Origin of the sequence: uncultured Rhodoblastus sp. (assembly GCF_903903185.1) — a bacterium.
Taxonomy (GTDB): Bacteria; Pseudomonadota; Alphaproteobacteria; order Rhizobiales; family Beijerinckiaceae; genus Rhodoblastus.
On the sequence record NZ_CAIUXT010000027.1, the window covers coordinates 1 to 24344 of the forward strand.

Consider the following 24344-nt stretch of genomic DNA (forward strand, 5'->3'; position numbering starts at 1 on the left):
AAAAGGCCGATCCGCGTTTCGTCATCAATGCGCAGAATTGCGTCCATTGCAAAACCTGCGACATCAAGGACCCGGCGCAAAACATCACCTGGACCGCCCCCGAAGGCGGCGGCGGACCGAATTATCCCAATATGTGAGGGGTCGCAGGGTCAACCGAGCGCCGCAGGCTCATCGAGCCGCTGCGGCGAAAATCTGTCGGGACTGGCCCGGTCCCAAATGACGCGCAGCCGCGCATCCTCGGCGCCGCGCAAGAATTCACTGCGCCCCATTACCGGGAACAGATCGGCGAAACTGGCGATGCTGTTTTCGGAAACGCGGCGGCGGAAATGGTCGAGTTCGAACTGGTTGGGATGGTCGAGACCGGCCGCCGCCGTCAGTTCGGCGAGGCAGTGCAGGGTGGCGGCGTGGAAATTGGCGACGCGCTCGGCCTTGTCCGGCACATGGATGGCGCGGCCGCGCCAGGGATTTTGCGTCGCCACCCCGGTCGGACAGGTGTCGGTGTGGCAAGCCAGCGACTGGATGCAGCCGACGGCGAACATGAAGCCGCGCGCGGAATTGCACCAGTCGGCGCCGAGCGCCATCGCGCGCGCCATGTCGAAAGCGGTCAGTATCTTGCCCGAGCAGCCGAGCTTGATCTTGTCGCGCAGGCCGGCGCCGACCAGCGCGTTATGGACGAAATGCAGCCCCTCGCGCATCGGCGTGCCGAGATGGTCCATGAATTCGAGCGGCGCGGCGCCGGTGCCGCCCTCCTTGCCATCGACGACGATGAAATCCGGGGTCACGCCGGTCGAAAGCATGGCCTTGCAGATCGCCAGAAACTCCACCGGCTGGCCGAGGCAGAGCTTGAAGCCGACCGGCTTGCCGCCGGAAAGCGCGCGCAATTGGCCGATGAAGCCGATGAGCTCCAGCGGCGTTGAGAAGGCGCTGTGGCTCGGCGGCGAAACGCAGTCGCGGCCCAAAGGCACGCCGCGAATGGCGGCGATTTCCGGCGTCACTTTCGCCGCCGGCAACACGCCGCCATGGCCGGGCTTGGCGCCCTGGCTCAGCTTGATCTCGATCATTTTGATTTGCGGATTGCGCGCGACGACGGCGAAGTTTTCCGGCGAAAAGGCGCCTTCCGGGGTGCGACAGCCGAAATAGCCGGAGCCGATCTCCCAGATGACGTCGCCGCCATTTTCGGCGTGATAGGGCGAAAAGCCGCCCTCGCCGGTGTCATGGGCGAAGCCGCCGGCTTTGGCGCCGCCGTTGAGCGCGCGGATGGCGTTGGCGCTGAGCGCACCGAAACTCATCGCCGAAATGTTCAACACCGAAGCCGAATAGGGCTGCGTGCAATCCGGTCCGCCGATTTCGATGCGGAACGGCGACTTGACCAAGGGGCGCGGCGCCATCGAATGCAGCATCCATTCGAACCCGTCGGAATAGACCGCGAGCTGCGTGCCGAAGGGACGCTTGTCGAGTTGCATCTTGGCGCGCTGATAGACCAAAGCACGGCGGTCGCGGGAAAACGGCGAGCCGTCGGTCTCGCTCTCAAAAAGATATTGCCGGATTTCCGGCCGGACTTCCTCGATGAGGAAGCGCAGGTGGGCCATGATCGGGTAATTGCGCAACACCGAATGGCGCGTCTGGACGAGGTCGCTCAGCCCGAGCGCGCTGAGGCCGCCGAAAATCGCCAGCGGAATGGCGAGTATTCCAGCCCGGTCATGGTCAAGGGCGATGGCGACCAGGGTTGCGACGAACAACAGGATGCTGAGCAGGAGGGGGGCGTGACGCGGGGCGAAAATCAGGCGAAGCAGGGCCATGGACGATCCTCGTGGAGCAGGGGAGCTATATCACGATCGGATGCGACGATCAGATGAAATTCCCCTGCCCCACGCTGCCGGCGGGCTTTCGCCGAAACGCCCTTGCAGCGGGGCAAGGACGAGCGCGCGACGAACGTGATAATTTCTCGATTCTTATGACCGAGACTCGACCGACCGCCGCAAAAACCGCCATGCCCGCCGCCGCGATCCTCATCGCCGGCTGTCTGGTGGCGTTGTTGTCATTCGGGCCGCGCTCGGTGATGGGCGCCTTTCAATTGCCGGTTTTTTCCTCGCGCTCCTGGGGCGCGGGCAGCTTTTCCATCGCTCTTGCCGCGCAAAATCTGCTGTGGGGCGTCGGCCAGCCTTTTGCCGGCGCGCTGGCCGACCGGCTCGGCTCGAAATACGTGCTGATCGCCGGCGCCGCGCTCTATGCCGCCGGGCTGGCGCTGATGGGACAGGCGCAATCGGCGCTCGGCTTCGAACTCGGCGCGGGCGTGCTGATCGGCTTCGGCCTTTCCGGCGCCTCGTTCAATCTGGTGCTCGGCGCCTTCGCCAAATTGCTGCCGCCGGAAAAGCACAGCATGGCTTTCGGGCTCGCCACCGCCGCCGGCTCGTTCGGCCAGTTCCTTTTCTCGCCCCTCGCCGGCGGGCTAATCGAGCATTTCGGCTGGGAAGCCGCCTGCATGATTTTCGCCGCGCTGATCCTGCCCATCGTTCCGCTGTCGCTGGCGCTCTCCACCCCGCCTGCCGCCTTCAGCAAACAGGGCGGACAGGGCGCGACTTTTGCGCGCGCGCTGGCGCACAGGTCCTACGTGCTGCTGGTGCTGGGCTTTTTCACCTGCGGCTTCCAACTTGCCTTCATCACCGTGCATTTTCAGCGCTATATCGTCGAAAGCGGGCTTTCGCCGCAAATCGGCTACTGGGCCATCGCGCTGGTCGGCGTGTTCAATATTTTCGGTTCGCTGCTGTCGGGCTGGCTCGGCTCGCGGATGCCGCGCCGCTATATTCTCAGCGCCATTTATTTCTCCCGCGCGCTGGCGACCGCGCTTTTCATCGCCTTGCCTCCCAGTCCGGCTTCGGCGCTGCTGTTTGGCGCCGTCACCGGCCTGTTATGGCTCTCGACCGTGCCGCCGACCTCCTCGCTGATCGGACTGATGTTCGGCTCGAAAAACCTTTCGATGCTCTACGGCTTCGCCTTTTTCTCGCACCAGCTCGGCGGCTTCCTGGGCGTGCTGCTCGGCGGTTTTTTTCGCGAAAGCACGGGCTCCTATCTTCCGGTCTGGCTGCTCTCGATCGCGCTCGGCGTCCTCTCGGCGCTTGTCAACCTGCCGATCGTCGAAGCGCAGGCCGACCCGGTCGCGCAGCCGGCGGAATAGAGTCGGGCGTTTGCCGGTTCTCCATGCGCGCCGGTCGATGTCAGAATTGGACCTCGATCCGACGCCACCGGATCGGAACAAGCCTCACCCGTTTTTGAAACCATTGATTTTCTCGAGAAGCTCCGCGTAGGTGGGAGGGTTCGCGCCCGGCCGCGAACAGGTTATCGCCGCCGCGGCGGCCGCCTCCTGTCCGATGCCGATGAGCGCGTCGGATTCCAGCCTTCGAATGCTCTCGGCGCCAACCAGCTTTCGGCGCGAAAGTCCCGCGAGAAACGCGGCGTGGAAAGCGTCGCCCGCGCCTATGGCGTCAACGAAGGGAGTGGCGAGCGCCGGAACAAAAAACACGCCGGAAGCATGAAATATCCGGGCGCCCTCGCTCCCGGAGGTAATGACGACCAGGGCGCATCCCCGATCGAGCCAGATTTCGGCTTGCTCGCGCGCCGTGCGCTCCGCGCCCCAGACGGCAAAAACATCTTCGTCGCTGGCTTTTATGATCGTGGAAGACTCGGAAATTTCCTGAAAACGATTCAGCCATTGCTTCCGGTTTGAAATGACGCCCGGTCTGACATTCGGATCGAAAGAAACCACCAAGTCCTTCGATATCCTTTTTATGCCCTGCACCAGCGCGTCGCCGATGGCCTCATCATCGAGCAGAAAACTTCCCAGGGCGACGGATTCAAAGCCGTCTTCACGCGCCGAAACCAGCCTTTGCACATCGAAATCGAGGTGAGCGCATCCCTTCACGTAGAAACTATAAGCAACCTGTCCGTCCTTTCGGGTGGACGCCAAAGCGACGGGGGTCGGCAGGTTGGTTGTCCTCGCCCGGCTGAAATCGATATTTTCAAGTTCCAGCATGGATCGAAGGTCGGCGCCAAATCCATCGCTGGAGAGCCCGCCGACAAAGGCGACCGACTCGCCAAGGCGTCGCAACCCGATGGCAAGGTTCAGCGGCGAACCGCCGGGAAAGGCCGCGAACTGCTTTTCGCCATGCTCGCTCTCCTGCGTCACGGCGATCAAGTCGAAAAGAGCTTCTCCACAGACCAAGAACATGTTGGGCGGCGCTCGCGGTTGTATCTTGTGACGTGTCGGCTGAACCCGCCTGACGAAAATTATCAAGCCATCGGAATATTCACCAATCTCGCCCGCGAGCGCGCGTTGCGCAAAATGGAAGGTAACGGCTCCCGGCGGCGCATAACTGCCAAAAAAGGTATTGCCCTCTTTCTGATCGTTTTCAATTCTTATTTCGCGCCTGTCCATTTAACGCATGACTTCCCCGGCCTAAAGGAGGGGCAACGCGCTCAGCGTAACGGCATGGATCACCCTGACCCGAGCGCTCACTCACAAGTTCGCGCCGCGGGCTTCCCCGCGAATCGCTGGGCGATCCAACTCAGGAATTCCGGGGTCGCCTTTGCAGACAGGCGGATGTGGTCAACGCCATCGTACTCCGTGAACGAGATGACGGCGCCCATGGCGCACGCAAGCTTGACATAAGCTTCGGTCGCAGCAGGAGCGACTGCGACATCTTCTTTCCCCTGATAGACCGCTACCGGCACTTGCGCAGCCAGGAAACCGAGCGCGTTCTCCTTGATCCGCGCCAGCCAAGCGTCCTGATTGGCAGGGTCGGGACGTCCCATCGCGCCACGGTACCCTTGGGCGTAGGCAAACGTGTCACCCATATGGTGATTGCACTGCCCTGCCTTTGCGGCCTCAGCAAAAACGGCCTCTCCAACGGGCGTCATGACATCCGAAAATTTTAGTTCCGGGTACGCAATGGTCATGGCGTACCAAGCCATCGCGCGCTCGGCGAACGACATTGGCGGCAGTTTTTTGCCCGAGGCGATCACGCTGTCGAATACCTTGGTTTGCTCCAAAGCATTGACTGGAGCCAGAGCCACAGCGCCGACAAGCTTAGCGGACCCGGCGACGTAGTCGGCCATCTGCCCACTCCAGATCGCCGCCTGGCCGCCTTGGGACCAGCCGATCGCGACTACATTTTCTCCCGCGCCGGCCTGACGCAAATGGCGCACGGCCACAGAGGCGTCAAGCACGTTGCGGGCTTCCGTCGGTCCAATCAGATAGTGGTGAATTCCCGGGGCCCCTAGCCCATTGTAGTCGGTGGCCACAACAACGTAGCCGGCAGCAATCATCCCGGTCAGCCCGGGAATGCCGAAGTCATAGCTCGCGGGGCTGTTCGGCATGAAATAGAACGTCGCATCGCGCGCGGGATTATCCACCATCGAAGGCGCACAGTTGCGCGGCACGCCAGAGGTGCCGTGCGCCCAGGACACGATCGGGCGTCCATGCGGTGGGGCCGGGCTATCGGGAACAACGGCCAAAGCAGAGACCGGAACCAACTGGTTATCTGCGGTGGTAGACCAATACAGCAACTTCCAAGCTGTCGACCCCGGAGCCCCCGATGTAATTTCCCTGACCCAGATGAGATCGCCATGTCTTGCGTCTTTGGGGGCTTCTGGCGGATTATAGAAATCGATCCCCGCCGGTCCGATGGCTATTGATGGTGGGTCACCTGCGTGTGCGACGTTGCATATCGTACAGCCCGCCAACACCGCCATCGCCATGGCCAAGCCGCGCCCGGTTCGGCGTTCCCGGCGGTTCTTTCCTGATGCAGCGAAAGGGTTGGCGCTCATGAGAAGCTCCCTCGAAACGGCGGGCGCGCCCACCCCCGACTCCATCGGAACCGAGACCGCTGAGCGCACATGTGGATTGATCCGGATCAAACAATAAGGCATTCTTCGCAAACGCTTTGTTCGCGCGCCCAGCGCTGACGGCGATCTGCCGCGCTAATGAAATTGCCGTTCGAAACGCCCGAAATTGATATCGTCCTGCCGGCCGAAAAATCAAGATGGTGGGTCGCGAGGGTTAGTCCCGGAAGGCCATGCATGAGCATTAACAGGAGAAAGGTCGCCCGCGCGGCGCCGGCTTTGGCCTTGCTCACGCTCGCCGCCGCCGCGCTGAACACGCGACCCGCCCGCGCCGACGAAAGCGGAATCAGCTTCTGGCTGCCGGGTCTCTTTGGCAGCCTTGCCGCGGTCCCCACCCAGCCAGGATTCAATTTCGCGACCTTCAACTATTACACATCGGTCAACTCGGCCACGAATGTGAAATTTCAGATCGGCGCCAGGCTCGTCGCAGGCGTCGAGGCCCACGTCGACTTTCAGTATCTCAATCTCAACTATGTGTTCGCGACTCCGGTGTTCGGCGGGCAGGCGGCGATAGGGATAAACAGCCTCTTCGGCAACAACGCGACCTCCGTCTTTGGAACGCTGACGGGACCGAACGGCGGCGCGCTATCGGGCGGCCGCCAACAGTCTTCCACCGGCTTCGGCGATCTCTACCCCCTCGCTACGATCAAGTGGAACCAAGGCGTCAACAACTTCATGGTCTATGCCGCCGGCGACATTCCCGTCGGCCTTTACAGCGCGGACAATATCGCCAATCTCGGCATAGGTCATGGCGCCATCGACTCCGGCCTCGGCTACACCTATTTCAATCCGCAGACCGGCAATGAACTCTCTGCGGTGACAGGCTTCACCTACAATATGATCAACCAGAGCACGAACTATCAGAACGGCGTCGACTGGCATCTCGACTGGGCCGCCTCGCACTTCCTCACGCCAAACGTCATGTTCGGCGTCGTCGGCTATTTCTACGACCAACTCACCGGCGACAGCGGCTCGGGCGCAAAGCTGGGACCGTTCGAATCGCGGGTAGTCGGCGTCGGCCCGCAACTCGGCGTCCTCTTTCCCGTCGCGGGCATGCAGGGCTACCTCAATGCCAAGGGCTACGCCGAATTCGACGCACACGCCCGCCCCTCCGGCCACAATCTCTGGCTGACTCTTTCGATTTCACCCGCCGTTCCGAGGCCGCCGTCGATAGTCGCGACAAATTGACAAGTCGCCGCATATGCAGGCGCGGAGTGTCCGTTTCACGTCGATCTGTCTCCACCACGTCCATTTCCAAAGGGTTTCCGCGTCAGTCGGACAGGATGGAATCAGCGGAATGCCGTCATCGCCTGTAGGCGCCAGGCCTGTGATTTCATAAACTGGCCCGGAGCCAGACCAGGCGCCAAAAATCCCCAGAAAATCCAAAGAAAATCCAAAGAAAATCCAAAGAAAATCCAAAGAAAATCCCAATGAAATCCCGAGGACATCCCATGAACGATTTCGTCCTGCCGCCGCCGCCGATCGTCGCCGCGCCCGTCGCGGGGGGCGGCCGTTTCCCAATCCGTCGCATTTTCTGCGTCGGCCAGAATTATGCCGCCCACAGCCGCGAAATGGGCGGCGATCCCGCCCGCGAACCGCCGTTTTTCTTCAGCAAGCCCGCCGACACGCTGGTCACCGGCGGGGCCGACGCGCCTTATCCGAGCGCCACGCAAAATCTCCATCACGAGATCGAACTGGTGGTCGCCATTGCCGCCGGCGGCGTGAACATTGCGGCGTCCGACGCGGAGAAACATGTTTTTGGCTATGCCGCCGGCCTCGACCTGACGCGGCGCGACCTGCAGGCGCAGGCGCGCGAAAACCGCCGGCCCTGGGACATGAGCAAGGCTTTCGATTTTTCGGCGCCGCTCGGCCTGATCCATCCCGCCGTAAAGATCGGCCATCCGAAGGCGGGGCGGATCGCGCTGAAGGTCAATGGCGACCTGCGGCAGAATGGCGATCTTTCCGACCTGATCTGGTCGGTGACCGAAGTGATCGCGGCTTTGTCGCGTTACGTGGCGCTGGCGCCGGGCGACCTGATCTTCACCGGCACCCCGGCGGGCGTCGGCCCGCTGGCGCGCGGCGATGTGCTCGAAGGCGAGATCGAGAGGGTCGGGACGGTGACGACCAAGATTGTGTGACGGAGCCAAGGGGGCGCCGTCATTGCGAGCGAAGGAGAGCAATCCAGCACTCTCAACCAGAGGCTGGCGACCGCCGGATTGTATCGTCGCTTACGCTCCACGCAAGGGCGGTGGCTAATTCTAATGACGGTGGCAGGTTGTAATGACGGTGGCTGGTGATATTGACGGGCTGGTCACAGCGCCGTCCCCAGCCCGCCCAGCAGCACATATTTGATCTCGACGAATTCCTCGACGCCGTGGCGCGAACCTTCCCGGCCCAGCCCCGATTGCTTGACGCCGCCGAAGGGCGCGACTTCGGTCGAGATCACGCCCGAATTGACGCCGACCATGCCATATTCGAGCGCCTCGGCGACGCGGAACACGCGGCCAAGGTCGCGGGCGTAGAAATAGGCCGCGAGGCCATATTGGGTGGCGTTGGCCTGCGCGATGACATCCGCCTCGTCGCGGAAGCGAAACAGCGGCGCGACCGGGCCGAAAATCTCTTCGCGCGCCAACAGCATCTCCGGCGTCGCATCGCCCAAAACCGTCGGCTGGAAGAATGTGCCGCCCAAAGCGTGCCGCCCGCCGCCGGCCAGCACGCGGGCGCCTTTGGCGCGCGCGTCGGCGATCAGCGCCTCGACCTTTTCCACCGCCTTGAGCGTGATCAGCGGCCCCTGCTGGACGCCCGCCGCCACGCCGTCGCCGACTTTCAGTTTCGCCACGGCTTCGGTCAGTTTTGCCGCGAAAGCATCGTAAATCCCTTCCTGCACATAGAGCCGGTTGGCGCAGACGCAGGTCTGGCCCATGTTGCGGTATTTCGAGACCATGGCCCCGGCGACCGCCGCATCGAGATCGGCGTCGTCGAACACGATAAAGGGCGCATTGCCGCCCAGCTCCAGCCCGACCTTCTTGACGCCCGAGGCGGCCTGCCGCATCAGCAGCTTGCCGACCGCCGTCGAACCGGTGAAGCCGACGAAACGCACCGCCGGATGTTCGCAGAACACCTTGCCGATGGCCTCGGCATTGCCGGTGACGATATTGATGACGCCAGGCGGCAGGCCGGCGCGCAAGGCCAGTTCGCCGAGCGCCAGCGCGGTCAGCGGGGTTTCGGGCGCCGGCTTGATGACGCAGGCGCAGCCGGCGGCCAGAGCCGGCGCGCATTTGCGGGTGATCATCGCGGCCGGAAAATTCCACGGCGTGATCGCCGCCATCACGCCGATCGGCTGGCGCAAGGTGAGGATGCGCGCATCGGGCCAGGGCGAGGGGATCGTCTCGCCGTAAATCCGTTTGGCCTCTTCGGCGTAGAATTCGATGAAACCGGCGGCATATTCGATTTCGCCGCGCGCCTCGGCCAGAGGCTTGCCCTGTTCGCTGGTCATGATCAGCGCCAGATCGTCGCGCGCCGCCAGAATCAGCTCGTACCATTTGCGCAAGGTTGCGCCGCGCTGTTTGGCGGTCAGCGCCGCCCAGGGTTTTTGCGCGCGCGAAGCCGCATCGATGGCGGCGGTCGCCTCCGCCGCGCCGCCGTCGGGAACCCGCGCGAGCACGGCGCCCGTCGCCGGATTATGGATCGGCAAGACGCCGGCGCCGCAAAAGACGCCATCGATCAGCATGTTTTCGTGCAACAGGCCGGGATCGTCGAGCCGCATGTGTCACTCCGTTGCGCGCCGCGCGGCGAGATGGCGCCGCCCGGCCAATGCGGCCCGGATCGCCGCGACCGCGCCGAAAGGCCAAGCGCCTTGCGACCAGACCCTGGCCGAGCCGGGCGCGCGGGCGACCACGAAACCGAGACTATAGAGCCGGCCGCACGGTTCCAATGCACAAAAATGAGCATAGCGGCGACGGCGGACAGGCGGCGGGCAGTCAGCGCGTCCCGTTTAATCTCCTGCTTATTTCGCCGGCGGGGTGCAGACCACGGCCTCGTTGAGCACGTAGCAGATCGACATCGCGCCGGTGCGCAGATCGACGCGGAACACGCCGCCTTCGCGCTCGTGCCGCGAAGCGACCAGCGCGTAATCGCTCGGCGATTGCGCGCCCGCGCCCTCGCCGGGCGGATAGCACAAAGTGACGCCGACCGAACCGCCGTCCTTGAGGCCATATTGGCAGGCGCCGATCTCGCCGGTCGCCTTGTCGAGCCGATAGACCCGGTTGAGATCGGTCTCGGGCGCGGCGAGAAAATCGTAATTTGCGGCCTCTGCCGCGCCCGTGGCCAAAAATAAAGCCAGTGCCGTGCGTCGCAACATCACTTTCCCGTCCTCATCCGTCTCGCGAATCACCCGAAGCCTTCGGGTCGATCCTATCGCGGAAAGCCCGGCCCCACAGGCCGAAAAACGCCCTAATGATTTGGCCCTTTGGATTTGGCCCCTGCGCTGCGGCGATGCTATAGGTCGGAAAGGGATTTTTACAGGAGCCTAGCTTGACGCCTTCGCCCGCGCCCGTCCTCCATGTTTTCGACCTCGACGGCACTTTGGCCGACACGGCGGGCGATCTGATGGCTTCGCTCGATCATGTGATGATCAGGGAAGGCTTTATCGCGACGCCGCCCGAAAACGCCCGCGCCCTGCTCGGGGCCGGCGCGCGCGCGCTGATCCTGCGCGGACTGGCGGCGCAAGGCGCCAGCCTTCCCGACGCCAAGGTGGAGGAGATGTTCCAGCTTTTCCTGACCTATTACGAAAGCCGCATCGCCGACGACAGCCGGCTCTATCCCGGCGTGATCGAGGCGCTCGACGCGCTGGCCGCGCGGGGCGACATTTTCGCGGTCTGCACCAACAAGATCGAGCGGCCGGCGCGGCTGCTGTTGCAGAAGCTCGGCGTCGCCGAGCGCTTCGCCTTCATCTGCGGCCAGGATACTTTTGGCGTCGCCAAGCCGGACCCGGCGCCGCTGCTGCGCACGATCTCGGCGGCGAAGGGCGAGAAAACCCGCGCGCTGATGATCGGCGATTCGAGGACCGACATCGACACCGCGCGCGCGGCCGGGATTCCGGTGATCACGGTGGACTTCGGCTATACCGACCGTCCGATCGAAGAATTTTCGCCCGACCGGGTCATTTCGCATTTCAGCGAATTGCCGGCGGCGGTTTCGGAATTCTTCTGACGCGCCTCGCGTTTTATCAGGCGTCGCGCCCCGGGGCTTTTTCGCGCGCCAGACGGAGCGCCTCCTCGATTTTGCGAGCCGAGGCCTTGGCGACATCGCGCGCCGCTTGCGGGTCGTCGGACAAGCGCGACCGGGATTCGTCGCGCATGGCCATGGCGTTCCTGAACTTCGCCGCCACTTCGGGATCGAGATGAAGGATTGTTGCGCTCATGTTTCCACCGAAAGCTGGAGATGGATTGGAACTTGACCTTCCCTGATAAGCAAACTCTGCGCCAGCGCCCGTCGCGTCGGCGCGCGGCCTCATTTCGCCGCGTTGAGCAGCGGCAGATAATAGTCGCTCGTGCCGATCAGCACGAATTGCACGCCGATGCAGATCAGCAGAAAGCCGAAAATGCGGGTCAGCGCGTCGATGCCGGTCGGACCGAGAAAGCGGACCAGCACGAAGGAGCCGCTCAGCACCAGCCAGGCGATGAGCGTCGTCAGGCCGATGCCGATGAGCATGATGATGTTGCCCAGGAGTAGGCGGTCGTCGGGGATCTGCGCGGAAGTCGCCAGCACCACCGAAATCGACCCTGGACCGCTCAGCGAGGGCATGGCGAGTGGTGAGAAGGCGATATCGGTTTTCGCGGCGACGGTTTCGTCGCGCTTGGCTTCGGGGGGGAAAACCATGCGGAACCCGAGCGTCGAGATCAACAGCCCGCCGGCGATGCGGATGCCGGGCAGGGAGATGCCGAAAAAGCTGATGATGAAGCGTCCGGCGATCAGGAAGGTCGCCAAGATGCCGAAAGCATAGAGACAGCCGAGCAGCGTCTGGCGGGCGCGCTCCTGCGCGCTCATGCCGGCGGTGAGAGCAATCAGCAGCGGCGCCGTGCTGAAGGGATTCATGATCGGCAGCAGGCCGGCGATGGCCAGCAACACCAGTTCGAAAAACCTGAATGCGGTCATTTTGGCTGTCCCAGCGGGTCTCGTCCCGTTTTGGGCGCGTCGTTTCTCCCGCATGGCCGCTTTGGCGGCGCGCGTCAAGACGTTGCGGGAATGACGGGGCCGGAGGCCGGGGATGGATCGGCTGGCCGCGAGGAAGATTTGGCGTCGAAAAGACGATCAGTCAAGCGCCTTCACGCTCCCTCCCCATCCAAGCTTTGAGCCATGATTGTCGATTTCCTCCCGCACGGCCATCAAGGCCGCCTGGATCCCGGCAAGATCGCGCAGGGCGGCGGCGGAAAATGCGACATCCCCCGACGCCAGATCCTCGACGGCCTTGAGACGCGCGGTTTCGAGACTCGCTTCGAGCGCATGCACGGGATGCAACTTGATCATTTTCGGCTCCCTCGGGGGTCCTGCCTGGACTTTGGCCCGTCCAAAAGAACCGCCCCATGCCGGCGATGGGCGTGAACGCGCGAAGGCAGGCGCGAAAACGTTGCGCGAGCGACGGTCGTTCCGGCGATAACGGTCGGCCCGCCGCTCAATGGAACAGGCCAAGGCCGATGATTCCGGTGGCGATCAGATAGAAGGCGACGATGAAATTGAGCAACCGGGGCATGAGCAGAATGAGAATGCCGGCGAGCAGCGCAACAATCGGCTGAAGATGCGCAATGGAAAGGGTCATGGGTGCTTTTTCCGGGAAACCGCCGACAGGCGGCGAGACGCCCGGCCAGGCCGGTCTCGTGTCGGAGCGCCATCCAGCAGCGAAAAGCGCGCCGGCGACAGGTTCGGAATCTACCCACGCCGCCTTCGATCTGTTTTTGCATGCCGCGCCGGGACGCGAGAGCCGCCGGCGCAGCAATTCAACCTCTGCGGCGCCCAAAAATCATTTCTGCGCCGTCATCAGATCTTCGGTCTTGAAGTAGGCGCGGGCGTGAGCGACGAGCGCGCCGTCGGTGGGATGATCGGCCGTCTCGACGCCGGCGATACGGTCGAGCAGCGCCGGCCGATGGCTGGCGATATGCTTGACCAGGGCGGTTTTCACCAGGCCGGGGCCAACGATCAATATGGCCCCGGAGCTGCCGATGGCTTCGACCACCGCCTTGAAAAAGGCCTGGTTTTCGGGGGCGTGGCCGCTGCCGATCGCGTTCGCCTTGTGATGGATATGCGCATGCGGATCGTCCGGCCTCACGACCAGCCGATCCACTTCGTCCGCGCTGAAATGAAACACCCGCGCTTCGCGGTGATCGATCCAGACAAGGCTATGATTATGTAAGGTCATGGTCGGGTTCCTGTCTTGTCTCCAAAGCGCGCGGAGGGCGGGCGAAGGCCAGTCGTCCGCGCTTCACGGCTTACTCAGCCGCGACCGCCCCCATCGTTATAGTGATGATGATGGTGGTGGTGGTGGTGATGGCGATGGTGGTGATGACGGTCGCCATCCTCGCGATGACGATGGCCTGGATGCGCGGTCGCCATCGGTCCGGCGTGCGGCGCGGCGGGCGCGGGCTGGGCCCCAACAGCGAGGGGCGACAGGGCAAGCGCACAAGTCAGGATGGCCGCGAGAAAACAGGTCTTCAGCATGGGCTTTCCTTTCGAGAATCGTTCCTCCCCGAGCGGGCGGAACGCAGCAGGTCCTTGCCTCAAAGTTTTCTTCATTCCGGTCTGGGGACCGGTTGTTCGGTGATGGCGTTGAGCACGGATTGGGTGTCGGCGGCCTGACCCATGGTTTCGGCTTCCGGGTCGTGACGATCGCGAAGATTCGGGTTGTCGCGCCGGGATTCTTCCAGCAGCTGAATCACCTTGGCGATCTTCTGCTCGCTCAGAATCGCCAGTTCGAGAATGAGCATTTCCCGATGGCGCGCGAGTTGGTCCTCGCGTTCCTGCGAAATCAGGATCAACACCACCATGAACAGCGAGGTCAGCGAAATCGCCTCGCCGAGCCAGGGGAATGGCGGCGCATCGATCGCCCGTTCGCCCAGCGAGGCGGAGAGCAGATTGACGCCGATCCAGCCGACGATGACCAGACTGATGACGCCGATGAACTGGGGCCGCCCGACCAGCTTCACCATCGAATCGACCATGCGTTGCAGCTTCGTCGCCTTGTTGCGGTGTTCGGCGCGCAGCTTGGCGATCGACGAGATGGTCTCGTCGATATGATCGGGAATAACCGGCGCAGTCGCCTGAATTGGCGCCAAAACAACCCCTCGAAGGAAAATGATCCGGTTCAAAGCCCGCGCCTTCATTCGCGCTTTGGCGGTCGCCGGAGCAGGCGCTGTTGCGAGAGCCCGCGACAGGTTCGGAATTTACTCACCCGGCCGGGCGGCCCGGATGATCGGGGCCGACCGGGCCGTCGCTGCGGGCGCATGCGTAGATTCCGATACTGGTTTTTCGCGCCCCGCGCCGATGAACTGAGAAAATAGCGCGCGCAGGAGCAGGCTCCGACCCAGTCGCATTCCGGGGAAGGATCCAATTTGCCGCTTTGGCGTCGGCGCGGCGGGAGTTGAACCTGCATGCGCCCATTTCAATGCGCGTTGACAAGGACATCCGGCGGGATCTGACCGATGGCGAATTCGCCGGACGCAATCCTTCCAACATTTTTTGTTTTGCAACATTTTGCCTTCGAACATTTTGACGAAACCGCCAGCGCGCAATGCGCATTTTGCCAGCGCCTGTTAGAGGAAAAAAGCGATGAACTGTTGTGAGCAAGCGGAAACCGAACGTCCGCCCCTTGCGGCGATGCGCAAGGTCCGGGACGTGATTGTGCTCGGCCTTGGCAATATTCTCCTGTCCGATGACGGGGTGGGCGTGCATGTCGCGCGCCAGCTCGCGATGAATCCCGGCGCTCCGCAGGGGTTGCGCGCGCTCGACGGCGGAACGCCGGGTTTTAGCCTGAAGGAGGCGCTGGCCGGATCGGACTCCGTTCTGGTCGTCGACGCCAAGCTTTTGGGCGCCCCGCCCGGCGCGATGCGTCTGCTGCACAGCCGGGAGCTGCGTGAGCAGGTCTGCCGGGGCGAGCGCCTGAGCGCCCATGAGGCCGGTCTGAACGATTTCCTGACAATGGCCCGGCTTGAAGGCTGGAAGCCGGCCAATCTGGCGCTGCTCGGCGTTCAGCCGGAACGGATCGACTGGGGCGAAACGCTCAGCGAAACCGTCGCGCGCTCGGTTCCGTCGGTCTGTCGCACCATCATTCAAACGGCGCTGGCCTGGCAGGCGGCATGAGCGATGTCGATCCTGCCGGCGACAGCGCCCGCAAAGCAGGCGTCCCGGCGCCGGTCGAACCGCGGCCCGGCCATGGGCAGGCGACCAGAGCGATGTCTGGCGCGCCGCGCCAAACCCGCCGAACCTGTTTCCAAACCAAACCTTCCAAACCTCTTGCGCTGGGCGTCGATGAACGACTGCGTGAGTAGATTCCGACCCTGCCGCGATGGAGCCAAGCGCTTATTGTCGGTAACGTGGTGAATGCAAAACATCCCTGACGACGCGCTCCGCCCTGTTCTACATGGCCGGTAGAGCGCAATGGCAATGCCTTTCGTGCGTTGCCTCTCGGGACTTCGCAGTCCCCACTGTGGCGGTCGCCGACGCCCCCCCAGGCGGCCGCCACAACTTTTTCGCCCGGCGCTTGAAGCATATTCCCATAAACTTGAAGATGTTCCGGATAACAATATACGGTCAAAAAAGGCATGGAGCCTTTTGACGTTTTCCCCAAACTTGCAAAGGCTCCAATTTCGGCGGCCACGGAAGGCTTCAATTACATGTTGCTCGAAAACGAACCGGAAATGCCGGAAATCAATACCGACAAGGTCTGTTTCGTGGTGACCAAGTCACGCGAGCTTCTGGCGGAGGATGTCGGCGCGAAACCCGACGAGTCCAATCCGAGCGACGACGGGTTTTCCGTCGTTTTGACCGATGCCGGCGATCGACCGGCGCGGCTTGAGCTGGTCGAATTCATAGAGGGGTTCGACGCGGACGAACTCGATGCGCTGGTCGCTCTCGTCTGGATTGGGCGCGGCGATTTCGAACGCGACGACTGGCGCGCGGCGGTCACGCTGGCGCGCGAGCGACGCGAGGGCGACACGGCGAAATATCTTTTGGGGATTCCCTTGCTGCCGAACTATCTGGAGGACGCGCTCTCCGCCTTCGACCGCTCCTGCGGCAGTTTCGAGGAGCGCGAAGAGCCCGGAATCTGAGCGGCCCGCGCGTGGATTTTCAACACCGCCGCAAGCCTTGGCCGGGTCGTTTTGCGAACCCCTTTGAACTCTTGATGTCGCGCAGCCGGAAAGCATGCGCGAAGAATCGGGGCCAGACCATTCCCGGACCCGTATCGACCCGCAAGGACGCGGCCGCCATTCCATCGAACGAGCAAAGCAGCCGACAAGGCGACGGGCAAGCCTTCCGACACGTCCTGCCTGCGCTGCGATGGCACAGGGACGATCGTTCAGGCGATCGCCTGACGCCCCGCATCGTCCAGTGCTTTTTCCGATCCGATTGAACGGAAAAAGGGCTCTGATTTCTTGTTTTTACGCGTCTTCTTCACGCGAACCTTTATCCACTTCGCTCGAAAACGTTCTAGAAAAAAGCCTGCCAATCGCAACGATTGGCAGGCTGAATCGTTTTGGCGCTCCCTTGCCGCCGCAGGATTTGGCGGCGGTTTTCGACCCCTCGAACGCCGCCGTTCATGGACGGCCCGAGTCCTCGCCGCCCAAAGTTCGGGCTTGCGGGCCGGCGGGCGGATGGACGGATTTCAGCACTTCCGACAGCGCCCGGCGCAGGCCGTGAACCTGGTCCAGCAGATGCAGGACGATGCCGACGCCCTGCGAATTGACGCCGAGATCGTCGATCAGATCGCCGATCAATTTCGCGCGCGCCAGATCCGCTTCGCTGAAGGTCGGGTCACTTTCCGTTCGACCGGGAATCAGCCATTCCTCGGCGATCCAGACTTCAAGCGTCTGGCGGTCGAGATTGGCGTGGGCGAGAAAATCCTGACGGGTGAGGATCATGACGGCATCCCCTTGCGCGGGTCATAATTTGCGGGCTTCCAGGCGGCGAGAAAAGCCTCCAGTTCGGGGTCCGGTCCGCTCGGCGCCATGATCTTCAACTTAACCAGCAGGTCGCCGCGCCCGTCGGCGCGGGGGGCGCCTTTGCCCTTGAGCCGCAGCGCCGTGCCGCTGTTCGATCCTTTCGGGACTTTGAGCATGACGGGTCCGGCGGGTGTGGGCGTCCTGATTTCGCCCCCGAGCACGGCCTCGGCGAAAGTGACCGGCAGGTCGAGATGAATATTTTCGCCATGACGGGTGAAAAAGGGATGCGGATGGATCGAGACTTCCACCAGCGCATCGCCGGCCTCGCCTTCGCCCGGCGCGGGCGCGCCTTTTCCGCGCAGACGCAAAGTCTGTCCCTGCTGAATGCCCGCCGGAATGGTCACGTCGAGCGAGCCGCCCTCCGGCAGATCGATCCGCCGCGTCGCGCCATTGATCGCGTCGAGAAAATCGACCGCGAGGCCGTAATGCCGATCCGCGCCACGCGCGCGGCGGGCCTGCCGGCGGAAAATCTGGGCGAGAATGTCGTCGGCGTCGGCGAAGTCCGCATAGCCGGACCTGTCCTCGTATGGATCGCCGTCCGCGCCCTGGCCGGCATAATCGCGGTAATATTTCTGCTGGGGCTTTTCGGCGCCCGACGCGTCGATCTCGCCGGCGTCGAACCGGCGCCGTTTCTCCGCGTCGGAAAGCAAGTCATAGGCGCCGGCGACTTCCTTGAAACGGCTCTCGGCGTTCTTGTCGCCGGGATTGAGATCGGGGTGCAGTTTTTTCGCCAGCCGATGGTAGGCCTTGCGTATCGCCTCCGGCGCCGCGGCTTTGTCCACCCCGAGAATTTCGTATGGATCGTTCATTGGCGCTCCGCCACGGCCGCCGCCGGAACGGCAAGTCCGGCAAGCTGTTTCGTCCGGGCGCAGGATGGCGCCGAATCGCGGCTGGGGGAAAGCGTTATTTTGGCTGAGTAGATTCCGACGCTGTCGTCGCGGGCGCCCCGGCGCCTATCGTCGCCGGGCGGCCAAGGTTCGGGAAAAGGCGGAGACGACATCATGCTCAAGTTCGCGTCGGCCTTCAGGGGCTTCGCCCTGCGGGCAAGCGACGGCGAGATCGGCGCCATCGCGGATTTTCTGTTCGACGACCGTTTTTTTGCGGCGCGCTGGCTGGTGGTCGACACGGGTGGCTGGCTGAGCGCTCGCAAGGTCTTGCTGCACCCTGAAGCGCTCGGCAAGCCCGACCGCGCCCGGCTCGAACTGCCCGTCGCCTTGACGCGGGCGCAGATCGAGGGCAGCCCCGCGCTTGCCGAGCACCTGCCGGTGTCGATGCAGATGGAGCGTCATCTCTACGACTATTACGGGTGGGAGCCGATGGCCAACGACAGCGCTTTGCGCGCCAACCCGATCGCTTCGAAATTTTCGGCGCCGCCGCTGTTCATGGTCGCGCCGCAGGCGGAAACCGCCGCCGATCCGCTGGAGTGCGACGTCCATCTGCGCAGCGTCAACGCCATCGCCGGCTATCGCGTCATCGGCAGCGACGGCGCGCTCGGCGCGGTCGAGGACCTGCTGATCGACGAGGACAGATGGAGCTTCCCCTATCTGGTCGTCGATACGGGAAACTGGTTCTCCGAAAAGCATGTCCTGATCTCGCGCCACGCCGTCAAGGACATCTCATGGTCGGACCGCGAAATTCGCGTCGACGTCAGCGGCGGCCAGGTCGAGGCCAGCCCTGCGTGGAGCGCCCTTGGCGACGTCGATCCATATTATGAAAAAGACCTTCACGACCCCTATGACTGGCCCGGCCATCGTGGCGCGATTTAAGCGCCCGCGCTCCGGCGTCCGCCGGATTTGAACTTCACAAAACTTGAAAGCAAGCTGGCGCATTCGCGCCTGGCCGAGACCTTGAGAGGCTTCGACCTCCTCAGATCCCGGTAATTCGGAGAACTGAACATGACCAGAATCCTAAAGCCCGGACACGCGTTGCGCGCCGCCCTGATGCTGTCGGCGATATTGCCGGGGGCGGCCTTCGCCGGCGACCGGATCGGCGCGCTCGAATGTCATCTTTCCGGCAACGGGCCGAGCCTGCTGGTCGAAAACCAGTCGGTCGACTGCGTCTTCGCCAGCGAACGCAACGGGCGCCGGCGCGACCATTATGTCGGCACGCTCACCAAGATCGGCGCCAATATCTCGGTCAACGGCAAGGGCGATCTGCTCTGGGGCGTGGTCGCCGCGACCGGCAGGCAGGGACCGGGGGCGCTCGCCGGCAATTATGTCGGACCCGGCGCCTCGGCGAAGGTCGGCATCGGCGTCGGCGCTGCGGCGCTGGTCGGCGGCTCCAACCAGACGTTTTCGCTTCAACCCCTGAATATCGAGGGCGGCGCGGGCCTCGGTTTCACCGCCGGCGTCGAAAGCCTGACGCTTGTCTATGCGCCGGACCGGCCGGCCCCGCGATTGCGTTACCGGCATCGCGCCGCCCAGGCGCAAGGCTGAAGCTCCATAGTCGAGCCGATTGCCGCGAAGCGAAAACCCCGCTCTCCATCGCCCGACCGGCGGCAGGGAAAGCGGGGATTTTTTTGCGCCGGGCTCTCGGGGTCGGGGCGGTTGCGGCGAAAGCGCGGGGCGATTATCCGGAAAGAAAATGCCCGAGCGCGGCGAAGGGCCGCAGGCGGTCGCAGACGATCTTCAGGATGGCCAACATCGGAACGGACAGGATCGCGCCGGGAACGCCCCACATCCAGAACCAGAAAACGAAGGATACGATGACGAGCACGGGATTGAGGGTGAACCGCCTGGCGAGCAGCATGGGCGTGAACGTCTCGCCCTCGGCGAGGTGAATGAGCAGATAGAATCCGGCGGGCGCGAGCGCGCTCCAAAACCCGTCGAGATTCAGCAAACCCGCGAGAAGAAAGACGAACATGCACAGCGCGGGTCCGATGATCGGCGCGAAATTCATCAGGAAAGCGAAGGTTCCCCAAAGCATCGGATCGCCGACGCCGGTCAAATGCATCACCAGCGCCGTGGCCAGCCCGACAATCGCGTTCATCGCGGTGATGGTGACGAGATAGGCGGAGATATCGTGTTCGATCTGCTGGGAAATGTCGATGGCCTGCCGCTTGGCGCGAAAATGCGGCAGGATCTCGACCAGCCGCCGCAGGAAACTGTCGCCGGACAGCAGCAGAAAGTAAAGAAACAGCAAAGTGGTGAACAGGCCGTCGGCGAAGCTCTGGGCGCCTTTGAACAGGGTCGACAAAATCGCCGACGCCGCCAGGGGGCCGGTCGCCTCGCGCGGAGCCCCGGTCGCGCCGATATTTTCCAGCCGATGAACAAATTGAAGCAAAGCGTCAACGGGTTGCCAAAGAAAGCCCAAACGCTCGTGAAGCCGCGCAACGCCTTCGGGCAAACGGGCCACCCAGGCGCCCGCCGGGCCGGAAATGGCCGCGCCCAGCGCGACGATGGCGCCCAGCAGCGCGAAAATGATCGCCAGCGCCGCGAGAGGTTTGGGAATATAGATCCGCTCCAGCAGGTCCATGCCGGGCTGCAACAGCAGCTTCAGCGCGATGGCGAAGACCATGGGCAGCACGATATCGCGGGCGACATAGGCCGCCGTCAGCATCGCCAGAACGAATATTCCGCCAAGAAAGATCGCCTGCGGATCGGAAGGCAACGGCATGTCCGACGGTTGCTCCGCCATCGGCTCCGCCGGGGTGTTGTCGTCGGGTTGCGTCATCTCGGGAACCTGAAGGGCGCCCCCGGAGCCAGGCAGGAACGTGGCGGCCGGGCGGCGCGCAAACGGGGGGCCGTCGCGGCCTATGCGCGCAGCGCGCCGAGCACCCAGAGCACCAGCAGCACGAGCAGAACCGTGCCCAGTACGCCGCCAAGTCCCGCGACGCCATATTGGCCGTGCGCATAATAGCCGCCGCCGCCGCCAAGCAACAGGATCAGCAGGATGACAATCAGCAAGGTGCTCATGTGGAGACTCCGGTAATTCTGGATCGCGGCGGATTCCCCGCCGACAGTTCACTCAAGCGTCCCGGCGATCTTCCATCGTCCGGGCGCGCGGCTGAAACGCCATGGTTGCAGCAACAATAGGACGCCGGGCGGCGCCGCGGCAGCTTCGGAATTTACCCAGCGCCGATGGCAAGTCGGCCGAATCGCCATCGGCGCTGGGTCCCCTCGTTTACGCAATGTTCTTACGGAAAGCCGGCGTCCACGTTTTCGCCCAATGCTTCAAGCGCTCTGCAAAAGAGGAGAGCAATCCCGCTGCCGGGGCCGCAGACTTGGCGCATGAATCATTGACGCAAAGCGCGAAATCGCCCGGAGGCGCCATTTTCAGCCGGCAATGGCGGGCGGCCGCTTCGGTCACGGCGCTTGCAGACGCCTCAGGTTTTCACGACGCCTTCACGCATTTCGGGGCTCCGGAAAAGACGGCCATGAACACGCAGGTCTCGTTCTTGAACACCGCGAATTGTTTGCCCGGCGGCCGGGCCGAGATGAAGTCGGCGGCGTCGTCCAGGCTGGCGAAGGATAAACCGTTGTTATGTCCGTTCACCCGAACCGAAAACGCGCCCGGATGAAAGCCGCCGTCGAGCCGTTTCGGCCGGGTCCAGACGAATTGCCGCTTGAATGTGTCGTAAATTTCGAAACTCAGGCTTTCGGCCCCCTTCACCGGAATGGCGCTCACCGCATGGGGCAGGGTCGGGAAACCATTTCGATCGGCGAAGCCGTTTACCAGAACGCGAAATCTCGACGCCAGGGCCGCTGTCGATTCCGAACTGCATTTCGTCATATTCGCGTCCCAGATCGACCCCGACCGCCTGCCGCAGCGGGATCGGAGCCATCGATAGCGTTAGGCGACGCGGGACCTTGCCGGAAGAGTCGGGAAATACGCAGGCTCTGACCCGGGGTTTCACCGCCGCGCTCCGGGCAGGACGACGGGCCGCCTGGCCGGAGCGCTACAACCGCTTGAAAAGGCGGTTAATGGCTGATCATTGGCGCGTCGAGCGATTCTTCCAGATGATCGAAATCGCCGATCAAGGCGTTGAGGTCCGATCGCAGCTCGGTTTTCGTGGCCTCCCATATTTCGGCGCGCCGCGCCGCCGCTTCGAGCCGGGCCTCGACGCGAGCCTGGCCTTTGCGCAGCCTCGCCGCGCAGGCGCCGTGGGTTTTTGCGAACGAGGCGTCCTCCCGGAACGCCGCGATGCGCGCGTCGAGGCGCAGCGAGAAATCGGAGAACTGCTTTTTCAAGGCCGTGTAATCCCTCGTGGTCGTGATCGCGCTCGTCTTCGTGCTCATCGGCGTTTTCCCTTGTTGTCGCATTTTGTTGCGCGGCGCTCCGGTCGCCCGGCGCGCTTTTAGGGGGCATCGACCCGAGCTGAAAAAGCCGCTTCCAAGCGGCCCTTTTTATTGGGGCTTTGTCCGCGACATCGGCTTATTCGAAGATTTGGACAATTCTATGGGTGCGCGGATCGATCAACACAGTTTGATCGTTGACGATGGCGTAGCGATAGTCTCTCACGCCATATTCTTCGGGAACATCGTAATAGCTTACGCCGCTATCGGGGAGGACGGTCCCAACCGCCACCGGACGGTCATAGGCGTAGGAATCGTGATGTTCATGAACCACATAGCCTCCGGAAACGCGGGCGCTGGTCGATGCCGAGCAGGCCGGCTACGCCGCCGGTGACCGCGCCGACGGCGCCGCCGACGACTCCGCCTACAGGCCCTGCGGCGCGATTGCCCTCGTGGATGCCTTCTTGCGCCCCGCGAACGACGCCCTGGGCGCCGCCCGCGACCGGCAAGGCCAGAAGGACGGCGGTCGCGGCGACAATGATTTTGAATTTCATGCTGGGCTCCATGGGGATGTTGGCCGTCACGCGCGCCGACCCGTGATCGGGCGGCGGGCGCGTCACATTTTGCGCCGGTTCGTCAGTGCGTTCCGGCGAGGGCCGCGGCGCCTCGGGCCGCGGCAAGTCTCACGTCGATCGACAGCAGCGGCCCGTTGTGCAGCCGGGCGATATCGCCGACCCAGTCGGCGACGTCGCCGAGCGTCGAACCGAGCGGCAGGCCCAGCGCGATCGACCTGTTGGCGAACACGACCCGCAGGCGCGGTTCGCCCCGTTGCGGCGATCGATGCAATTCCATGTCACTCTCCATTGCTCGATATTCGGACCCGTCGTTCGTCCGGGAACGCCCGTTTCGGCGCCTATTTCAGGTCGGCGCGAACTTTCGTCCATTTCGCCGCCAATGCGTCGGCGGCCTCCCGGTAAGAAGCCCTGGCGCTGTCCCAGCGCTCGGCGCCGGCCTTTTCCAGCCTGTCCGAGGCCTCCCTTGTCTTGAGCCAGGCCGCGTTCAAATCTTCCGACGCGCTGTTCCACGCCTGCGCGGATCTGGCCTTGGCCTTGTCGCCAAACCGGTCGATTTCGACCCGCCATTCCCGCACTTCGTCGCGCGCCTTCTGTGCATAGGAGGCGTGTTCGGCGACGGCGGGGTCGGCCTCCGCCAGTTCGATCTGGTCGGCGGCGCCGGAAACGGAGGGCGCCCGGGACGCCAGCGTTGGCCATGCGCAGATCGCGGCGAAGGCTGCGATAAGGATGGCGTCGGCGCCGATTTTTTTCATCCTGAATTTCCTGGCTTGAGAGCGTTTGGTCTTCGCCGCCTTCGGCCTGTCCGGCCTCTGGCGCCCTTTGCGAAATCGGGCTCTCCCGGCGCCGGAGGCGGCATGGATTCTGGCGAAACATCCGTCTCGCCGATGGACCGAAAACTAGCCTCCGCGACGCGACGCCGACAGGATCGGAATTTACTCAACGCGCTCCGGCGCGGCACGGGCCGAAGTCCACCAAGAAACCCCTGCCAGCGCCAGCCTCAAGCCGCCGCGACCGTGTCGAGCGCGCGCTGGAGGGCAAGGGTGAGGTCCTGCTCCAAATAGGGTTTCTGGATCACCGTGGCGCCGGGCCGGAGCGCGCGAACCCCTGACGCGTCGCCGCAGACAAAGACATGCGCGACGAGCCGGCGGCCCTGAATTCGGTCGACGGCGCCAAGCCCGCAGCCCATGCGCAATCGCACGTCGACGATCAGCATCTCGGGACTGAGCTTTAACGCCGCAGCGACCGCGTCGGCCTCGGTGGCGACGATGGCGCAGACGCAGTGCCCTTGGATTTCGAGCAATTCCGCCAGCACCGCCGCAACCAGGGCGTCGTCTTCCACCACCAGGATACGCAACGATTTCATTATTTTTTCGCCTCGCCCCCGGCGCCGCCTTCTTTCACCCAGGCGGCGATCCGCCTGATTTCAA

General features: G+C 63.5%; 32 protein-coding genes and 1 pseudogene. 11 read left to right on the top strand and 22 right to left on the bottom strand.

Annotation, left to right across the window (positions count from 1 at the left end; genetic code table 11):
• Positions 1-137, top strand: a 137-nt coding sequence (locus QZY01_RS01895) for a 4Fe-4S dicluster domain-containing protein (protein WP_294532733.1), incomplete at its 5' end; no start/stop codon positions are given.
• Between the two features lie 12 nt (positions 138-149).
• Here QZY01_RS01895 and QZY01_RS01900 read toward each other — a convergent pair.
• The gene (locus QZY01_RS01900) at positions 150-1799 is read right to left on the bottom strand and encodes an FMN-binding glutamate synthase family protein (protein WP_294532663.1); all 1650 of its coding nucleotides are present in this window, start codon (positions 1797-1799) and stop codon (positions 150-152) included.
• A gap of 155 nt (positions 1800-1954) precedes the next feature.
• Here QZY01_RS01900 and QZY01_RS01905 point away from each other — a divergent pair, with 155 nt between their 5' ends.
• Entirely contained in the window at positions 1955-3175 is a 1221-nt protein-coding gene (locus QZY01_RS01905; RefSeq protein WP_294532665.1) for an MFS transporter, read from the top strand.
• Between the two features lie 84 nt (positions 3176-3259).
• Here the strand turns inward: QZY01_RS01905 and QZY01_RS01910 are convergent, their stop codons facing one another.
• From QZY01_RS01910 to QZY01_RS01920, 3 genes are all read right to left on the bottom strand, one after another.
• Positions 3260-4225, bottom strand: a complete 966-nt coding sequence (locus QZY01_RS01910) for a PfkB family carbohydrate kinase (RefSeq protein ID WP_294532667.1) — start codon at positions 4223-4225, stop codon at positions 3260-3262.
• Positions 4226-4509: 284 nt separating this feature from the next.
• Positions 4510-5823, bottom strand: a complete 1314-nt coding sequence (locus tag QZY01_RS01915) for a lipase family protein (protein ID WP_294532670.1) — start codon at positions 5821-5823, stop codon at positions 4510-4512.
• Between the two features lie 86 nt (positions 5824-5909).
• Complete coding sequence (locus tag QZY01_RS01920) at positions 5910-6131, bottom strand: hypothetical protein (RefSeq protein ID WP_294532671.1); 222 nt, start codon at positions 6129-6131, stop codon at positions 5910-5912.
• Here QZY01_RS01920 and QZY01_RS01925 point away from each other — a divergent pair.
• Complete coding sequence (locus tag QZY01_RS01925; RefSeq protein WP_294532673.1) at positions 6124-7086, top strand: transporter; 963 nt, start codon at positions 6124-6126, stop codon at positions 7084-7086. The two genes, QZY01_RS01920 and QZY01_RS01925, sit on opposite strands and share 8 nt — an antisense overlap.
• 263 nt (positions 7087-7349) lie before the next feature.
• Entirely contained in the window at positions 7350-8036 is a 687-nt protein-coding gene (locus QZY01_RS01930) for a fumarylacetoacetate hydrolase family protein (RefSeq protein ID WP_294532674.1), read from the top strand.
• 173 nt (positions 8037-8209) lie between these two features.
• Here QZY01_RS01930 and QZY01_RS01935 read toward each other — a convergent pair whose 3' ends face one another.
• Together QZY01_RS01935 and QZY01_RS01940 are read right to left on the bottom strand one after the other, a co-directional pair.
• The gene (locus QZY01_RS01935; RefSeq protein WP_294532676.1) at positions 8210-9664 is read right to left on the bottom strand and encodes an NAD-dependent succinate-semialdehyde dehydrogenase; all 1455 of its coding nucleotides are present in this window, start codon (positions 9662-9664) and stop codon (positions 8210-8212) included.
• 240 nt (positions 9665-9904) lie between these two features.
• Positions 9905-10258 (bottom strand): hypothetical protein, encoded by a 354-nt coding sequence (locus QZY01_RS01940; RefSeq protein ID WP_294532678.1) that lies wholly within the window; start codon positions 10256-10258, stop codon positions 9905-9907.
• Between the two features lie 173 nt (positions 10259-10431).
• Here QZY01_RS01940 and QZY01_RS01945 point away from each other — a divergent pair, with 173 nt between their 5' ends.
• Entirely contained in the window at positions 10432-11109 is a 678-nt protein-coding gene (locus QZY01_RS01945; protein ID WP_294532680.1) for an HAD-IA family hydrolase, read from the top strand.
• 16 nt (positions 11110-11125) lie between these two features.
• On the opposite strand, the gene QZY01_RS01950 is transcribed toward QZY01_RS01945, so the two are convergent.
• The 5 genes from QZY01_RS01950 to QZY01_RS01970 all read right to left on the bottom strand — a co-directional run bounded on the left by QZY01_RS01950 (position 11126) and on the right by QZY01_RS01970 (position 13312).
• On the bottom strand, positions 11126-11320 hold the full coding sequence (locus QZY01_RS01950; RefSeq protein WP_294532681.1) for a hypothetical protein: 195 nt from the start codon (positions 11318-11320) through the stop codon (positions 11126-11128).
• Positions 11321-11409: 89 nt separating this feature from the next.
• Complete coding sequence (locus QZY01_RS01955) at positions 11410-12054, bottom strand: MarC family NAAT transporter (protein ID WP_294532683.1); 645 nt, start codon at positions 12052-12054, stop codon at positions 11410-11412.
• 156 nt (positions 12055-12210) lie between these two features.
• Positions 12211-12426, bottom strand: a complete 216-nt coding sequence (locus QZY01_RS01960; RefSeq protein ID WP_294532685.1) for a hypothetical protein — start codon at positions 12424-12426, stop codon at positions 12211-12213.
• A gap of 145 nt (positions 12427-12571) precedes the next feature.
• Positions 12572-12715 carry a DUF3096 domain-containing protein gene (locus QZY01_RS01965; RefSeq protein WP_294532687.1) on the bottom strand — a complete coding sequence of 48 codons (144 nt, stop codon included), beginning with the start codon at positions 12713-12715 and terminating at the stop codon, positions 12572-12574.
• A gap of 201 nt (positions 12716-12916) precedes the next feature.
• Positions 12917-13312 carry a translational machinery protein gene (locus QZY01_RS01970; RefSeq protein WP_294532689.1) on the bottom strand — a complete coding sequence of 132 codons (396 nt, stop codon included), beginning with the start codon at positions 13310-13312 and terminating at the stop codon, positions 12917-12919.
• A gap of 104 nt (positions 13313-13416) precedes the next feature.
• Between QZY01_RS01970 and QZY01_RS01975 the strand changes: the two genes are divergently transcribed.
• A complete protein-coding gene (locus QZY01_RS01975) occupies positions 13417-13749 on the top strand; it encodes a hypothetical protein (RefSeq protein ID WP_294532691.1) in 333 nt (110 codons plus the stop codon).
• On the opposite strand, the gene QZY01_RS01980 is transcribed toward QZY01_RS01975, so the two are convergent.
• Positions 13683-14225, bottom strand: coding sequence for a DUF1003 domain-containing protein (locus tag QZY01_RS01980; protein ID WP_294532693.1), 543 nt, complete (start codon positions 14223-14225; stop codon positions 13683-13685). The two genes, QZY01_RS01975 and QZY01_RS01980, sit on opposite strands and share 67 nt — an antisense overlap.
• Positions 14226-14591: 366 nt before the next feature.
• On the opposite strand from QZY01_RS01980, the gene QZY01_RS01985 reads away from it, so the two are divergent.
• The 3 genes from QZY01_RS01985 (at position 14592) to QZY01_RS01995 (ending at position 16217) form a co-directional block, all read left to right on the top strand.
• Positions 14592-14732: a hypothetical protein gene (locus tag QZY01_RS01985; protein ID WP_294532695.1), complete on the top strand. Its 141-nt coding sequence runs from the start codon at positions 14592-14594 to the stop codon at positions 14730-14732.
• Positions 14719-15249 carry a hydrogenase maturation protease gene (locus tag QZY01_RS01990; RefSeq protein WP_294532697.1) on the top strand — a complete coding sequence of 177 codons (531 nt, stop codon included), beginning with the start codon at positions 14719-14721 and terminating at the stop codon, positions 15247-15249. Before QZY01_RS01985 ends, QZY01_RS01990 begins: the two co-directional genes overlap by 14 nt.
• Before the next feature lie 533 nt (positions 15250-15782).
• Positions 15783-16217 (top strand): DUF3775 domain-containing protein, encoded by a 435-nt coding sequence (locus tag QZY01_RS01995; protein ID WP_294532699.1) that lies wholly within the window; start codon positions 15783-15785, stop codon positions 16215-16217.
• A gap of 486 nt (positions 16218-16703) precedes the next feature.
• Here the strand turns inward: QZY01_RS01995 and QZY01_RS02000 are convergent, their stop codons facing one another.
• The gene (locus tag QZY01_RS02000; protein WP_294532700.1) at positions 16704-17027 is read right to left on the bottom strand and encodes a chaperone modulator CbpM; all 324 of its coding nucleotides are present in this window, start codon (positions 17025-17027) and stop codon (positions 16704-16706) included.
• Positions 17024-17917, bottom strand: coding sequence for a J domain-containing protein (locus QZY01_RS02005; RefSeq protein WP_294532702.1), 894 nt, complete (start codon positions 17915-17917; stop codon positions 17024-17026). Before QZY01_RS02005 ends, QZY01_RS02000 begins: the two co-directional genes overlap by 4 nt.
• A 192-nt stretch (positions 17918-18109) precedes the next feature.
• Between QZY01_RS02005 and QZY01_RS02010 the strand changes: the two genes are divergently transcribed.
• Positions 18110-18874, top strand: a complete 765-nt coding sequence (locus QZY01_RS02010) for a PRC-barrel domain-containing protein (protein WP_294532704.1) — start codon at positions 18110-18112, stop codon at positions 18872-18874.
• A 129-nt stretch (positions 18875-19003) separates the two neighbouring features.
• Positions 19004-19543, top strand: a complete 540-nt coding sequence (locus tag QZY01_RS02015; protein ID WP_294532705.1) for a DUF992 domain-containing protein — start codon at positions 19004-19006, stop codon at positions 19541-19543.
• Between the two features lie 133 nt (positions 19544-19676).
• On the opposite strand, the gene QZY01_RS02020 is transcribed toward QZY01_RS02015, so the two are convergent.
• The 8 genes and pseudogenes from QZY01_RS02020 to QZY01_RS02055 form a co-directional block, all read right to left on the bottom strand.
• The gene (locus QZY01_RS02020; protein ID WP_294532707.1) at positions 19677-20780 is read right to left on the bottom strand and encodes an AI-2E family transporter; all 1104 of its coding nucleotides are present in this window, start codon (positions 20778-20780) and stop codon (positions 19677-19679) included.
• A gap of 80 nt (positions 20781-20860) precedes the next feature.
• A complete protein-coding gene (locus QZY01_RS02025) occupies positions 20861-21022 on the bottom strand; it encodes a DUF3309 domain-containing protein (protein WP_294532709.1) in 162 nt (53 codons plus the stop codon).
• Positions 21023-21440: 418 nt separating this feature from the next.
• Positions 21441-21839, bottom strand: coding sequence for a hypothetical protein (locus QZY01_RS02030; RefSeq protein WP_294532710.1), 399 nt, complete (start codon positions 21837-21839; stop codon positions 21441-21443).
• 188 nt (positions 21840-22027) lie between these two features.
• Complete coding sequence (locus QZY01_RS02035; RefSeq protein WP_294532712.1) at positions 22028-22345, bottom strand: hypothetical protein; 318 nt, start codon at positions 22343-22345, stop codon at positions 22028-22030.
• A gap of 136 nt (positions 22346-22481) precedes the next feature.
• Positions 22482-22896, bottom strand: a pseudogene (locus QZY01_RS02040) (DUF1236 domain-containing protein).
• An 82-nt stretch (positions 22897-22978) separates the two neighbouring features.
• Positions 22979-23194: a hypothetical protein gene (locus QZY01_RS02045; RefSeq protein WP_294532714.1), complete on the bottom strand. Its 216-nt coding sequence runs from the start codon at positions 23192-23194 to the stop codon at positions 22979-22981.
• Positions 23195-23255: 61 nt separating this feature from the next.
• Complete coding sequence (locus tag QZY01_RS02050) at positions 23256-23669, bottom strand: hypothetical protein (protein ID WP_294532717.1); 414 nt, start codon at positions 23667-23669, stop codon at positions 23256-23258.
• 245 nt (positions 23670-23914) lie between these two features.
• Complete coding sequence (locus QZY01_RS02055) at positions 23915-24280, bottom strand: response regulator (RefSeq protein ID WP_294532719.1); 366 nt, start codon at positions 24278-24280, stop codon at positions 23915-23917.
• Positions 24281-24344: the final 64 nt, after the last annotated feature.